This is a genomic window from Streptomyces sp. NPDC055013, from assembly GCF_053608645.1.
In genome coordinates, this window is sequence record NZ_JBSGVW010000054.1 from 1 (window position 1) to 13,555 (window position 13,555).

The 13,555-nt window shown below is 70.4% G+C and carries 11 protein-coding genes; 6 read left to right on the forward strand and 5 right to left on the reverse strand.

Going from position 1 to position 13,555, the window contains the following annotated elements:
* From treS to glgB, 3 genes are all read left to right on the forward strand, one after another.
* Window positions 1-1,272 (forward strand): maltose alpha-D-glucosyltransferase (gene treS / locus ACWGDB_RS39125; RefSeq protein ID WP_453826821.1); only part of this gene is annotated, 1,272 nt, incomplete at its 5' end.
* Window positions 1,273-1,358: 86 nt separating this feature from the next.
* On the forward strand, window positions 1,359-2,843 hold the full coding sequence (locus ACWGDB_RS39130; RefSeq protein WP_453826822.1) for a maltokinase N-terminal cap-like domain-containing protein: 1,485 nt from the start codon (window positions 1,359-1,361) through the stop codon (window positions 2,841-2,843).
* On the forward strand, window positions 2,840-5,500 hold the full coding sequence (gene glgB, locus ACWGDB_RS39135) for a 1,4-alpha-glucan branching enzyme (protein ID WP_453826823.1): 2,661 nt from the start codon (window positions 2,840-2,842) through the stop codon (window positions 5,498-5,500). The genes ACWGDB_RS39130 and glgB overlap by 4 nt, the downstream gene beginning before the upstream one ends.
* A 100-nt stretch (window positions 5,501-5,600) precedes the next feature.
* On the opposite strand, the gene ACWGDB_RS39140 is transcribed toward glgB, so the two are convergent.
* The 4 genes from ACWGDB_RS39140 to ACWGDB_RS39155 all read right to left on the reverse strand — a co-directional run bounded on the left by ACWGDB_RS39140 (window position 5,601) and on the right by ACWGDB_RS39155 (window position 9,285).
* Window positions 5,601-7,832 carry a HelD family protein gene (locus ACWGDB_RS39140; protein WP_453826858.1) on the reverse strand — a complete coding sequence of 744 codons (2,232 nt, stop codon included), beginning with the start codon at window positions 7,830-7,832 and terminating at the stop codon, window positions 5,601-5,603.
* 180 nt (window positions 7,833-8,012) lie between these two features.
* Window positions 8,013-8,336, reverse strand: a complete 324-nt coding sequence (locus ACWGDB_RS39145; RefSeq protein WP_453826859.1) for a thioredoxin family protein — start codon at window positions 8,334-8,336, stop codon at window positions 8,013-8,015.
* Between the two features lie 14 nt (window positions 8,337-8,350).
* Window positions 8,351-8,737 (reverse strand): MerR family transcriptional regulator, encoded by a 387-nt coding sequence (locus ACWGDB_RS39150; protein WP_453826824.1) that lies wholly within the window; start codon window positions 8,735-8,737, stop codon window positions 8,351-8,353.
* A gap of 29 nt (window positions 8,738-8,766) precedes the next feature.
* On the reverse strand, window positions 8,767-9,285 hold the full coding sequence (locus ACWGDB_RS39155; RefSeq protein WP_383628645.1) for an Lrp/AsnC family transcriptional regulator: 519 nt from the start codon (window positions 9,283-9,285) through the stop codon (window positions 8,767-8,769).
* Between the two features lie 45 nt (window positions 9,286-9,330).
* On the opposite strand from ACWGDB_RS39155, the gene ACWGDB_RS39160 reads away from it, so the two are divergent.
* Both ACWGDB_RS39160 and ACWGDB_RS39165 read left to right on the forward strand, forming a co-directional pair.
* A complete protein-coding gene (locus tag ACWGDB_RS39160; protein WP_453826825.1) occupies window positions 9,331-10,245 on the forward strand; it encodes an NAD-dependent epimerase/dehydratase family protein in 915 nt (304 codons plus the stop codon).
* Between the two features lies 1 nt (window position 10,246).
* Entirely contained in the window at window positions 10,247-11,152 is a 906-nt protein-coding gene (locus ACWGDB_RS39165) for an aldo/keto reductase (RefSeq protein ID WP_453826826.1), read from the forward strand.
* Window positions 11,153-11,381: 229 nt separating this feature from the next.
* Here ACWGDB_RS39165 and ACWGDB_RS39170 read toward each other — a convergent pair whose 3' ends face one another.
* Window positions 11,382-12,794 (reverse strand): cation:dicarboxylate symporter family transporter, encoded by a 1,413-nt coding sequence (locus tag ACWGDB_RS39170; RefSeq protein ID WP_453826827.1) that lies wholly within the window; start codon window positions 12,792-12,794, stop codon window positions 11,382-11,384.
* Window positions 12,795-13,005: 211 nt separating this feature from the next.
* Between ACWGDB_RS39170 and ACWGDB_RS39175 the strand changes: the two genes are divergently transcribed.
* Window positions 13,006-13,296: a hypothetical protein gene (locus ACWGDB_RS39175; protein WP_453826828.1), complete on the forward strand. Its 291-nt coding sequence runs from the start codon at window positions 13,006-13,008 to the stop codon at window positions 13,294-13,296.
* Window positions 13,297-13,555: the final 259 nt, after the last annotated feature.

Sequence of the window (13,555 nt, forward strand, 5' to 3'; positions counted from 1 at the left end):
TACATGTGGGCCGACGACGACAAGCAGTACGCCGACGCCCGCATCATCTTCGTCGACACCGAGGCCTCCAACTGGACCTTCGACCCGGTCCGCAAGCAGTACTTCTTCCACCGCTTCTTCTCCCACCAGCCCGACCTGAACTACGAGAACCCGGCCGTCCAGGAGGAGATCCTCTCGGCGCTGAAGTTCTGGCTGGACCTGGGAATCGACGGTTTCCGGCTGGACGCGGTTCCTTATCTGTACGCGGAGGAGGGCACGAACTGCGAGAACCTTCCCGCGACGCACGAGCTCCTCAAGCGGGTACGGAAGGAGATCGACGCGCACTACCCGGACACAGTGCTGCTCGCGGAGGCGAACCAGTGGCCGGAGGACGTCGTCGACTATTTCGGCGACTACGCCGGCGGCGGCGACGAGTGCCATATGGCGTTCCATTTCCCGGTGATGCCGCGGATCTTCATGGCGGTGCGACGGGAATCCCGCTATCCGGTCTCGGAAATCCTCGCCAAGACCCCGGCCATCCCCTCCGGCTGCCAGTGGGGCATCTTCCTGCGCAACCACGACGAGCTGACCCTGGAAATGGTCACCGACGAGGAACGCGACTACATGTGGGCGGAGTACGCCAAGGACCCCCGCATGCGCGCCAACATCGGAATCCGGCGTCGACTGGCGCCCCTGCTGGACAACGACCGCAACCAGATCGAGCTGTTCACCGCCCTGCTGCTGTCGCTCCCCGGATCGCCGATTCTGTACTACGGCGACGAGATCGGGATGGGCGACAACATCTGGCTCGGCGACCGCGACGCCGTACGGACTCCCATGCAGTGGACGCCGGACCGCAACGCGGGATTCTCCTCGTGCGACCCGGGACGGCTGTATCTGCCGACCATCATGGACCCGGTCCACGGCTACCAGGTGACGAATGTCGAGGCGTCCATGTCCTCGCCGTCCTCTCTCCTGCACTGGACCCGTCGCATGATCGAGATCCGCAAGCAGAACCCGGCCTTCGGGCTCGGCTCCTACACGGAACTCCAGTCGTCGAATCCGGCCGTGATCGCCTTCCTGCGCGAATACGAGGACGATCTCGTGCTGTGCGTGAACAACTTCTCGCGGTTCGCGCAGCCGACGGAGCTGGATCTGCGCAGGTTCAACGGGCGGCATCCGGTCGAGCTGTTCGGCGGGGTGCGATTCCCGGCCATCGGTGAACTGCCGTACTTGCTGACCCTCGGAGGCCACGGCTTCTACTGGTTCCGGTTGCGCAAGGACGCCGCCTGAGAGCCCGGGCGGGGCGGTTTCTCCCGCCCCGCCCGGGGCACGCATCAGTAACCACCCCGCCCGGCCCGGGGAAAGGACGTGACGCCATGTCGAAAGCCGTCACCCGCACCCTCACGACCTCACCAGGTCTCCTCGCCTCGCTGGATCCCCTGCTGCGGGAGTGGCTGCCACGGCAGCGCTGGTTCGCGGGCAAGGGCCGTCCGGTCACCGGGTTCTCACTGGTGGCGGCCACCGAACTGCTCCCGCCCGGCGGCAAGCTGGGCCTGTACCACCTGCTCGTGCGCGCGCATCAGGCCATCGCGCCGGTGCCGGGCGCACCCGAGCAGCCCGCCGACTGCTACCAGCTGTTGATAGGCGAGCGCGAGGCCCTGCCACCCCGGCTGGCGCCCGCGCTGATCGGACACGTGGCCGACGGCCCGCTCGCCGGACGCACGGTGTACGACGCCCTTTACGACACCCGTCCCACCGAGCTGCTCCTCGAGGCGCTGCGCACCGGAGCCCGGATCGGCGGCCTGCGCTTCGAGCGGGACGACAGCCAGGAGATCCGGTCCGGTCTGGTGCCGCGCCTGGTCACCTCCGAACAGTCGAACTCGTCGGTCGTCTACGGCGATACGTTCATCCTGAAGCTGCTGCGCCGGGTCGTGCCCGGCGTCAACCCCGACCTGGAGCTTCCCTTGGCGCTGGCCCGCGAGGGCTGCGACCGGGTGCCCGCGCCGACGGCGTGGATCAGGGCGGAGCTGACACCCGCCGGGGCGGCAACGGCGGACGAGGCGTATGTGCTGGGCGTGCTGCAGCCCTTCGTGCAGGGCGCCGCGGACGGCTGGGAGCTGGCGCTGCGCGAGCTGGCCAAGGGCGAGGACTTCGCGTCCGCGGCACGGGCGCTCGGGCGCGCGACCGCCGAGGTCCACACGGCGCTGGCCCGCACGCTGCCGACCGTGACCCTCGGGCGCACGCAGGTGCAGCAGCTGGTCGACGGCATGGTCGAGCGGCTCGACGCGGCCGCGCAGGCGGTGCCGGCGCTGCGGCCGTACGCGCCCGGCCTGCGCTCCGCCTTCGAGGCGCTGGCCGGCCTCGCCGCCGAGGGCTGCACCTGGACCGCCCAGCGCATCCACGGCGACCTGCACCTCGGGCAGTGCCTGCGTTCACCCGACGGGCAGTGGTGGCTGATCGACTTCGAGGGCGAGCCGTCGAAGCCGCTGGCCGAACGGCGGATGCCGCAGCCGCCGGTGCGGGACGTCGCGGGCATGCTGCGTTCCTTCGACTACGCGGCCCACTCGGCCGAACCGCCGGTACCGGGCTGGGCCGACACCTGCCGGGCCGCCTACTGCTCCGGATACGCACAGGTCGGCGGCGCCGATCCGCGGACCGATCCGGTGCTGCTGCGTGCGTACGAGACCGACAAGGCGATCTACGAGGTCGTCTACGAGGCCCGCCACCGCCCCGACTGGCTCCCGGTACCGCTGTCCGCCATAAGCCGGCTGGCCGCCGGAGCCGACACCGCGTCCCCCGCCTTCCCCGCCACCCCCTCCATCCCCTCATCCCCACCTGCGCCTAGGAGGCCCCGCCCGTGACCCCCCGCACCACTCCCTCCAGCGGTTCGGATTCAAGCAAGACGGCTGAGAAGCCGGCCGTGGAGAAGGCCCAGGAGCAGGCCGCCGAGAAGACGAGCGTCGCGAAGAAGGCGACCGCGAAGACGGCCAAGGCCGCCGAGAAGGCCGCGGACGCCATGAGGAAGGGGACGACGAAGAAGGCCGCGACCGCGAAGGCGGACGCGGCGAAGAAGACGGCCGCGAAGAAAGCCCCGGCAAAGAAGACGGCCGCCAAGAAAGCACCGGCGAAGAAGGCCGCCGCCAAGAAAGCCGTGGCCAAGAAGGCGGGCGCGAAGACCACCGCCGCCAAGAGCACGGACACCGCGAAGAAGACGGCCGCGAAGAAGGCCTCCGCCAAGAAGATCCCCGCGCAGAAGACGACGCCCAAGAAGATCCCGGCCCAAAAAGCGGTCCCGGTCGAACTCCCGGCCGCCCCCGCGGACGTGGCCGTGTCCCCCGCCCTCGACGCGGCCGACCGCGACCGCCTCCTCAACGGCACCCACCACGCCCCGCACTCCGTCCTCGGCGCGCATCCGGTGCCCGGCGGTGTCGCCTTCCGGGCTTTCAGGCCGTTCGCCCTGTCGGTGACGGTCGTCGTGGGCAGTCTGCGGGCCGAGCTGCACGACGACGGGGAGGGCTTCTTCTCGGGGCTGCTGCCCCTGCTGGAGGTGCCGGCGGGCTACCAGTTCCTGGTGGGATACGAGGGCTCGGTGCAGGAGACCGAGGACGCGTACCGTTTCCTGCCCGCACTGGGCGAGCTCGACCTGCATCTGATCGGCGAGGGCCGGCACGAAGAGCTGTGGAAGGCGCTCGGCGCCGAGCCGATGACGCACCAGGGCGTGACCGGAACCCGGTTCACGGTGTGGGCGCCGAACGCCCAGGGCGTGTCGCTGGCGGGCACGTTCAACTTCTGGGACGGCACGGGTCATCCGTTGCGCTCGCTCGGCGGCACCGGGGTCTGGGAGCTGTTCGTACCCGGCATCGGCGAGGGCGAGCTGTACAAGTTCGAGATCACCCGGCCCGACGGCTCGAAGACGCTGCGCGCCGACCCCATGGCCCGCCGGACGGAGGCCCCGCCCAACACGTCGTCGATCGTGCACGCCTCGCGGCACGAGTGGGGCGACGCGCAGTGGCTGGCGCGGCGCGGGTCGGTTCCGACGCACGAGGCGCCGTTCTCGGTCTACGAGGTCCACCTGGCGTCCTGGCGGCCGGGGCTGACCTACCGGCAACTCGCCGAGCAGCTACCCGCTTACGTCAAGGACCTGGGCTTCACCCACGTCGAGCTGATGCCGGTCGCCGAGCACCCCTTCGGCGGCTCCTGGGGCTACCAGGTCACCGGCTTCTACGCGCCCACGGCCCGGCTCGGCACCCCCGACGACTTCAAGTACCTGGTGGACTGCCTGCACCAGGCCGGCATCGGTGTCCTGATGGACTGGGTGCCGGCGCACTTCCCGCGCGACGACTGGGCGCTCGCCGAGTTCGACGGGCGTGCGCTGTACGAGCACGAGGATCCGCTGCGGTCCGCCCACCCCGACTGGGGCACCCTGGAGTTCGACTTCGGCCGGCGCGAGGTGCGCAACTTTTTGGTCGCCAACGCCACGTACTGGTGCGAGGAGTTCCACATCGACGGGCTCCGGGTGGACGCCGTCGCCTCCATGCTCTACCTCGACTACTCGCGTGAGCCGGGGCAGTGGGTCCCGAACGAGCACGGCGGGCGGGAGAACCTGGACGCGGTGGCGTTCCTGCAGGAGATGAACGCGACGGTGTACCGGCGGGTGCCGGGGGTCGTGACGATCGCGGAGGAGTCCACGGCCTGGGACGGCGTGACGCGCCCGACGCACGTGGCGGGCCCGGGTGGGTTCGGGGGGCTCGGCTTCGGGCTGAAGTGGAACATGGGCTGGATGCACGACTCGCTGGAGTACATGGCGAAGGAGCCCGTCCACCGCAAGTACCACCACAACGAGATGACGTTCTCGATGGTGTACGCCTACAGCGAGAACTACGTGCTCCCCATCTCCCACGACGAGGTCGTGCACGGCAAGCGGTCGCTGGTGTCGAAGATGCCGGGCGACTGGTGGCAGCAGCGGGCCAACCAGCGCGCCTACCTCGGGTTCATGTGGGCCCACCCGGGCAAGCAACTGCTCTTCATGGGGCAGGAGTTCGCGCAAGGGGCGGAGTGGTCGGAGGCGCACGGGCCGGACTGGTGGCTGCTGGATCCGGCGTACGGGGCGGAGCCCGACCACCGCGGGGTGCGGGATCTGGTCCGCGACCTGAACACGGTCTACCGGCACACGCCGGCCCTGTGGCAGCGGGACACCGACCCGGCCGGGTTCCAGTGGGTGGTGGGTGACGCCGCCGACGACAACGTGCTCGCGTTCCTGCGCTACGACGCGGAGGGCGTGCCGCTGCTGGCGGTGTCGAACATGTCACCGGTCGTCCGCGACGAGTACCGCCTGGGCGTCCCGGACGACGTCCCGGCCTGGCACGAGACGGTGAACACCGACGCGGCGAGGTACGGCGGCAGCGACGTCACCAACCCCGACCCGGTCAAACCGGAGCCGCAGAGCTGGCACGGCCGACCGGCGAGCATCCGGCTGACGCTGCCACCGCTGGCGACGGTCTGGCTGCGGCCGGCCTAGACGGCAGCGCCCCTCAGGGGCGCGGGGAACTGCGCGACCAGCCCCCGGCGGCGGTTGGTCGCGCAGTCCGCCCCGGCGGCCACGGCGCGAGCGCGTGCCGTCACCCCGACGCCGACAAGCCCTCGGCCAGGCCCAGCGGCAGCGAACCCGTGTGCAGCACCCCCAGCCGCTGAGTGGCCCGGGTGAGCGCCACGTACAGGTCGCTCGTGCCGTACAGCCCCGGCTCCACCACCAGCACGGAGTCGAACTCCAGGCCCTTGGACTGACGCGGGTCGAGGAGTACGACGGTCTGCGTGAGGTCGGGCTCCGCGCCGGCCGTCACCCCGTCCAGGCGGGCCGCCAGCCTGCGGTGCAGATGGCGTGGGGCGATGACCGCGAGCCGGCCCTCGGCGGGGGTCAGCTCCCCGACCGCCTTGGCGACGGCGTCCGGCAGGTCGTCGGTCGCGCGCACCCAGGGCCGTACCCCTGTGGAACGGACCGAGCTCGGCGGCTCGAAGCCGGGGTTCTCGGCACGGACCACGGCCGCCGCGACGTCCATGATCTCGGCGGGCGTGCGGTAGTTGACGCCGAGGCGGGTGTGCTCCCAGCGGTCCTCGACGTAGAGCTGGAGGATCTTCTGCCACGAGCCGACGCCCGCCGCCTCGGCCGTCTGGGCCGGATCGCCGACCAGGGTCATCGAGCGGGTCGGGCTGCGCCGCATCAGCAGCCGCCAGGCCATCGGCGACAACTCCTGCGCCTCGTCGACGATGATGTGCCCGAACGCCCAGGTCCGGTCGGCCGCCGCGCGTTCGGCGGCGCTGCGGTGGTCGTCCTCCTCGTGGCGTTCGGCGAACCGCTCGGCGTCGATGATGTCGTGCGCGGACAGGACCTCGGAGTCCTCCTCGTCCTTGTCCTCGAACTCGTAGGTGCGCGAGGCGTACGAGACGTCCAGCACGCCCTGGGCGTAGGCGACCTGCGTCTCCCGCTCCCGCTCGGCCAGCGCCCGCTTCACCCGGTCGTCCTCGCCGAGCAGTTCGGCGGCCTCGTCCAGCAGCGGCACGTCCGCCACCGTCCACGCCCGGGTCACGGGCCGGCGGATCGCGTCCGCGTCCTCGTCGGGCAGGTAGCCGATGGGGTCGGCGAGGAAGTCCGCGATCAGTCGCTGCGGGGTCAGCCGCGGCCACAGCTGGTCGATGGCGGCCCAGACTTCCGGGTTCTCGGCGATGTCGTCACGGATCTGGGTGATGTCGCTCGGGTCCAGCAGATTCGTACCGTCGAAGGGGTCCGTCCCGACCCGCTCGGCGTACAACTCGGTGAGGGTGTTGAGGATGTGGCCCTCGAAGTGCTCCCGCGCCGCGTTGTGCGGCAGTTGCGCCGCACGGGCCTTCTCACGCGCCACCTTCACCAGGCCGTCGTCGAGCATCAGGATCTCGCGGTCGTGCTCGATCGCGATCACCGGATCGGGCAGCGCCTGCCAGTCCCGTACGACCTCGGCGAGCACGTCCGCCATACCGGCGCGTCCCTTCACCGCGGCCGCCTCCCGGGTGTCGGCAGCCGTCGCCTTCACGCCGGGGAACAGTTCACCGACGGTGGCCAGCAGGACGCCCGTCTCACCCAGCGAGGGCAGGACCTCGCCGATGTAGCCGAGGAACGCGGGGTTGGGGCCGACGATCAGGACGGCGCGCTTGGCGAGCAGCTCGCGGTGTTCGTAGAGAAGGTAGGCGGCTCGGTGCAGGGCGACGGCCGTCTTGCCGGTGCCCGGGCCGCCCTCCACCACCAGCACGCCGCGGTGCGGCGCCCGGATGATCTCGTCCTGTTCGGCCTGGATGGTCTGCACGATGTCGTTCATACGGCCGGTGCGCGCGGTGTTGAGCGCGGCGAGCAGGACGGCGTCGCCGGTCGGGTCCTCGTGGCCGGTCCGCTCCCGGTCCCCCAGGTCGAGGATCTCGTCGTGCAGGGCGGAGACCGTACGGCCGTCGGTGGTGATGTGCCGGCGGCGCCTGAGCCCCATCGGGGTGTGGCCGGTGGCCAGGTAGAAGGGGCGGGCGACGTCGGCCCGCCAGTCGATGAGGATCGGCGTGCGCTCGGCGTCGTCGGTGCGCAGGCCGATCCGGCCGATGTGGTGGGTGGTGCCCGAGGCCAGGTCGATCCGGCCGAAGCAGAGCGAACCGTCCACGGCGTTCAGCGCGGCGAGCAGCCCCGAGCGCTCGGCGACGAGGATGTCCCGCTCCAGGCGGGCCTGCATCGGCGTGTTGCCCTGCCCGAGCGCGTCCGTGACGGAGTCCTCGGTGTCGCCGCGCAGCAGGTCCACGCGCGCGTACAGGCCGTCGATGAATTCCTGCTCCCGCCGCATTTCACCGTCTTGGAATTCGGTGTTTGACAATTCAGCTCCCGCCCGGATATACTGTGCTCACTGAACTTCTCCGCGACTCAATTCCACTGAAGTCGCGAACCATTGAATATACGAAAGAAATCCCCCGAGCGCAATTGCTCGGGGGATTTCTTTCGTATGGGGCGCGGTCAGTTCGTGAGGTCAGTCCGCGTCGAACACGTCGGACAGCTCCTCCAGCAGCCGCCGCTTGGGCCGGGCACCCACCATCGCCTTCACGGGCTCACCGCCCCGGAAGACCATGAACGTCGGCATCGACAGCACCTTGTACGCGTTGGTGGTCCCGGGGTTGGTGTCCACGTCCAGCTGGACCACCTTCAGCCGGTCGCCCTCCTCCCTGGCGAGGGCCGCGAGCACCGGCCCCATCTGCCGGCACGGCGGGCACCAGTCCGCGGTGAACTCCACCAGCACCGGCAGCTCCGCCCCGATCACCTCCGCCTCGAAGTCCGCGTCCGTCACCTCGGCCACACCTGCCGCCTTGATCACAGCTCCTGCCCTCCCAGTTCGCACAACGGTGGTTCCCCCTCGGCCATCGCCAGCCGCAGCCCGATCTTGGCCCGCACGGCCTGCAACTCGCCGATCAGCGCGTCGAGGTCGTCCAGCTTGCGCCGGTAGACCGCGAGCGAGGCGGGACACGAGTCACCCTCCGGGTGCCCGGCCCGCAGACACTCCACGAAGGGCCGGGTCTCCTCCAGGTCGAACCCGAAGTCCTGCAACGTCCTGATCTGCCGCAGCAGCTGCAGGTCGTTCTCGTCGTACGTCCGATACCCGTTACCGCCCCGTCGTGCGGGCAGCAGCCCACGCGACTCGTAGTAGCGCAACGTGCGCGTCGTGGTCCCGGCCCGCGCGGCCAGCTCGCCGATTCGCATGCGTACGAACGTAATCCTTGACGCCGACGTCAGGGCAACCGTGGCAGGAGAGGCTTTCTGCGCACCGGGGAGGACAGCACGATCGACGTCGTCGTACGGCCCAGCGCCGAGGTCTGTTCGAGGATCTCCTCCAGGTGGGCGGTGTCCTCGACGGCGACCTTGAGGATCCAGCAGTCCTCGCCGACGACGTGGTGGACCTCGGTGATCTCCGGGCGGTCCAGCAGTTCCAGGGTGCGGGGATGTCTGAGGGTGTAGCCGCCGTGCGGGTTGACCCGGATGAAGGCCTGGATGCCGTAGCCGAGCCGGGCGGCGGCGACATGGGCGCCGTACCCGGTGATCGCGCCCGCCGCCTCCAGCCGCCGTACGCGCTCGGTGACGGCTGCCGGGCTGAGGCGCACCCGGCGGCCCAGCTCGCTCAGCTTGATCCGGCCGTCGGTCTGGAGCAGTTCGAGGATCTGCCGGTCCAGGGCGTCGAAGGCCACCGATGTTTCGTTGGCGGCTGGGCGCAGATGCCGCGGTTCTTTCGGCGCGGCGGCCTGATCTCCCATGTCTTCCCCTTCAGGACGCGGTGCAGGGCCAGGAGAATTATGGTCATGCGACAGGCACGAGAGGTACTGGTCATCGGCGGCAACCGCTATTTCGGCAAGCGGCTGATCGCGCGGCTGCTGGCCGCCGGGGACCGGGTGACGGTTCTCAATCGCGGCTCGTCGGCGCCGCCCCCGGGCGCGGTTCACCTCGTCGCCGACCGGAACGACGAGAAGTCCCTGACGACGGCCCTGGGTTCGCGGACGTTCGACGCCGTGGTCGACCAGGTCTGCTACACGCCGCGCCAGGCCGAGATCGCCCGCCGGGTCCTCACCGGCCGCACGCGTCGCTACGTACTGACGTCGACGGTCGAGGTGTACGAGTACGAGGACTCGATCGCTCCCGTGCGCGAGCCGGACGTGGACGCGCTGAATGTGGCCGTGGACCTCGAACTCCCCTGGGACGAGCCGGAGTTCCTCGACGCCCACTACGGCGAGGGCAAGCGGCAGGCGGAAGCGGTGTTCGCCGCCGACCCGGCCTTCCCCTGCGCGGCGGTGCGGGTCGCCCATGTGCTGGGCGGGGACGACGACTTCACGGGCCGTATGACCCACTACGCGAGCCGCATCCGCAGCGGCACACCGATCGCCGTGCCGGTGGTGAATCACCCGGCGACCTACATCCATGTCGAGGAGATCGCCGACTTCCTGTTCTGGGCGGTCGGCCAGGACTTCACCGGCCCGGTCAACGCCGCCTCCCACGGCCTGCTGACCACCGAGGAGGTGTGCGCCGCCATCGCCGCGCACCTCCCGAACGGCCAGGCCGTCTTCCAGCGCGTCGAGGTCGGCGAGGTCTCCCCGTTCTCCTTCACCCGCGCCTACGGCATGGACAACTCCCGTGCCACCCGGCTCGGTTTCCGCTTCACACACGCCCGGCAGTGGCTTCCCGAGGCCGTCGCCGAGACCCTCGGAAAGGACGTCGACTGAGATGCTCCACCGCACGCTCGGCTCCCAGCGCGTGAGCGCGATCGGCCTCGGCCTGATGCCACTGTCCATCGAGGGCCGCCCCGACGAGAAGCGCGCCGTGGCGACCGTGCACGCCGCCCTGGACTCGGGGGTGACGCTGCTGGACACGGCCGACTCGTACCATCTGCCGGGCGACGGGCCCGGTCACAACGAACTCCTCGCAGCCCGCGCGCTGGCCGCGTACGGCGGCGACACGGACGCCGTGCTGGTGGCCACCAAGGGCGGCCGCGGCAGACCGGCCGACGGCAGCTGGACGGTGAACGGCGACCCCCGCCACCTCAAGGCGGCCGCCGAGGCCTCGCTGCGGCGGCTCGGCGTCGAGGCGATCGGGCTCTACCAGCTGCACAAGCCCGATCCGGCGGTTCCGTTCGAGGAGTCGGTGGGCGCGCTGCGCGACCTTCTCGACGAGGGCACGATCCGTCTGGCCGGCATCTCCAACACGGACGTCGACCAGATCCGCGCGGCCCACCGGATCCTCGGTGACCGTCTGGTCTCGGTGCAGAACCGGTATTCGCCCGCCGTCCGGGACAGCGAGGCCGAGCTTCGTCTGTGCGCGGAACTGGGGCTGGCGTTCCTGCCGTGGAGCCCGCTGGGCGGCATCTCCCGCAGCTCGCTCGACGGTCCGTCACGGGTCGGGGGCGAGGCACGCCCGGGTGCGTTCCACGCCGTCGCCGCCGAACGCGGGGTCAGCCCGCAGCAGGTGGCCCTGGCCTGGCTGCTGGCACGGTCCCCGGCCGTGATCCCGATCCCGGGCGCGAGCCGCCCGGAAACGATCCGGGACTCGGCGGCGGCAGCGGACCTGACCCTGAGGACGCAGGACCTGACCCGGCTGAACGGCACGCCCGTAACAGCGAGACCGGGCGGCTGAGAGACGGGGGATCATCTCAGCCGCCCGGCGCAATTGCCGGACGTCCGGCCCCGGTTCAGGCGGGGCCGGACGTCCGGAGAGGGGAGGGGGCCGAAGGCCCCCTAGGGGCGCGGGGCTGATTCGATGTGCGGCTCCGCCGCGTGGACGCGACCAGCCACAGACGACCTGCGGCCCGCCGACAACAGCACCCCCCGAGCTCACATCGGCCCTCCCAGCGGAGCCGAATCGCTCACGCCTTGGCGAGCTCCTTCTCCCCGCCCTGCCCCGGCACAGCCGCGGCATCGGCGTCGGCATCCACCGAACCCCCGTGCCCGTCGTCCAGGAGCGTCTCCTCGTCGAACGGAATGTGACCGGCGAGCACCTCGTCGACCCGCCCGCGGTCGATCTCCTTCGTCCACGTCCCGATCAGCACCGTCGCCACCGCGTTGCCCGCGAAGTTCGTCAGGGCGCGGGCCTCGCTCATGAAGCGGTCGATGCCGACGATGAGACCGATGCCGTCCACCAGGGCGGGCTTGTGCGACTGAAGGCCGCCGGCCAAGGTCGCGAGGCCGGCTCCGGTGACACCCGCGGCGCCCTTGGAGGCGACCAGCAGGAAGAGCAGCAGCGGGATCTGCTCGCCGATCGACATCGGCGTACCCATCGCGTCGGCGATGAACAGGGACGCCATGGTCATGTAGATCATGGTGCCGTCGAGGTTGAAGGAGTAGCCGGTCGGGACGGTGATGCCGACCACCGGCTTGCTGATGCCGAGGTGCTCCATCTTCGCGATGAGGCGCGGCAGCGCCGACTCGGAGGAGGAGGTCGAAAGGATCAGCAGGAACTCACGGCCCAGGTACTTGAAGAGCGTGAAGATGTTGAGGCCGGCGACGACCCGCAGCAGCGCGCCGAGCACGATGAAGACGAACAGGAAGCAGGTGACGTAGAAGCCGAGCATCAACACGGCGAGGCTCTTCAGGGCGTCCACACCGGCGGAACCGGTGACGGCGGCGATGGCGCCGAAGGCACCGATCGGCGCGGCCCACATCACCATGGCGAGGATGCGGAAGACGAGCCGCTGGATGTGCTGCACGCCGCGCAGGATCGGCTCCCCGGCCGAACCCATGGCCTGGAGCGCGAAACCGGCGAGCAGCGCGATGAGCAGGGTCTGGAGCACCGACTCCGAGGTGAACGCGGAGATCATCGTGGTCGGGATGATGCCGAGCAGGAACTCGGTGGTGTCCTTGGCCTCGGAGTCGACCTGCGCGTGACCGGCGTCCTTGATGGCGTCGGTGACCGCGAGTCCGGTGCCGGGCTCCAGGATGTTGCCGACGACGAGACCGATGGCGAGGGCGACCAGCGACATCGCCAGGAAGTAGACGAGCGCGATACCGCCGACGGCGCCGACCTTGGCCGCCTTCCGTACCGAGCCGATGCCCAGGACGATCGTGCAGAAGATGATCGGCGAGATCATCATCTTGATCAGGTTCACGAAGCCCGTACCGATGGGCTTCAGCTCGACCGCGAAGTCGGGTGCGGCCAGACCCACGGCGATACCGAGGGCAACCGCGATGATCACCGCGATGTAGAGGTAGTGCGTGCGGTCCCGTTTGGTTTTGGCGACGGGTGCGGCAGGTGCCTTGTCGGGGGAACTGGCGGCGGCCACGGCTGCCCTCCTTGACGTCTTCGTCGGTATCACCGGCGTGCGGCTCACGTCCGGGGTGGGGGGGTTCGCTGATCGGCTGGCGAGCCCCGGGGGGAGACGGGGTCGTACTCAGCGATGCGGTGACTATCTCCCGTCGTGTGAGGGCGGTCACCCTTCCGTTCATTTAGTTCACCGGGACCGGTCCCGGTGACGCGCGGCCAGGTTCCGCGCAGTGCGGTGGCGGCGGCCCGCGCTCGCCGTGTACGCCGACGGCGAGCCGGCCCACGCGTCGCCGCATCACGTCGGCTGCCGCCCGCCCGGCCGGCACAAAGGGCCGATGGAGGCGGTCTCCGACATTCCACATCTGACGTGGCGCGCGGGGACGTTCGCCGTGCCGGCCCTCCTGACGCTCGGCGTGGCCTCCGACGGCGCCCCGTTCTGGACGGTGGGGGTCCACAAGGAGCTGGGCTCGGCGGTGGGCTGCACGCGCCGGCGCCGGACGTCGCCCCGACCCGAGGCCTGACCGCCTCGATCGAGGGCCGGAGGATCTCGGTCACGGTTCGCCGCGGCCAGGTCCACCATCACCGGCCGGACATCCCGCTGTCCCCGGAGACGGAGCGGCTCGCGCGTTCGCGCGGCTCGATCATCGTGGGGGTCCACGACCTGACCGCAGAGACCGCGTCATGGAGTGACGTGAGTCACATTGAGTCACGGCATTGGGGCCGCGGGAACCACTTGTCCACAGGCAGGTCGGCCAAAATCGGCCATGGGGCAGACTGACG

Coding starts and splice junctions, on each gene's coding strand:
- ACWGDB_RS39130 (WP_453826822.1), top strand. CDS start 1,359: ATGTCGAAAGCCGTCACCCGCACCCTCACGACCTCACCAGGTCTCCTC.
- ACWGDB_RS39140 (WP_453826858.1), bottom strand. CDS start 7,832: ATGCGGCGGGAGCAGGAATTCATCGACGGCCTGTACGCGCGCGTGGAC.
- ACWGDB_RS39150 (WP_453826824.1), bottom strand. CDS start 8,737: ATGCGAATCGGCGAGCTGGCCGCGCGGGCCGGGACCACGACGCGCACG.
- ACWGDB_RS39155 (WP_383628645.1), bottom strand. CDS start 9,285: ATGGGAGATCAGGCCGCCGCGCCGAAAGAACCGCGGCATCTGCGCCCA.
- ACWGDB_RS39160 (WP_453826825.1), top strand. CDS start 9,331: ATGCGACAGGCACGAGAGGTACTGGTCATCGGCGGCAACCGCTATTTC.
- ACWGDB_RS39165 (WP_453826826.1), top strand. CDS start 10,247: ATGCTCCACCGCACGCTCGGCTCCCAGCGCGTGAGCGCGATCGGCCTC.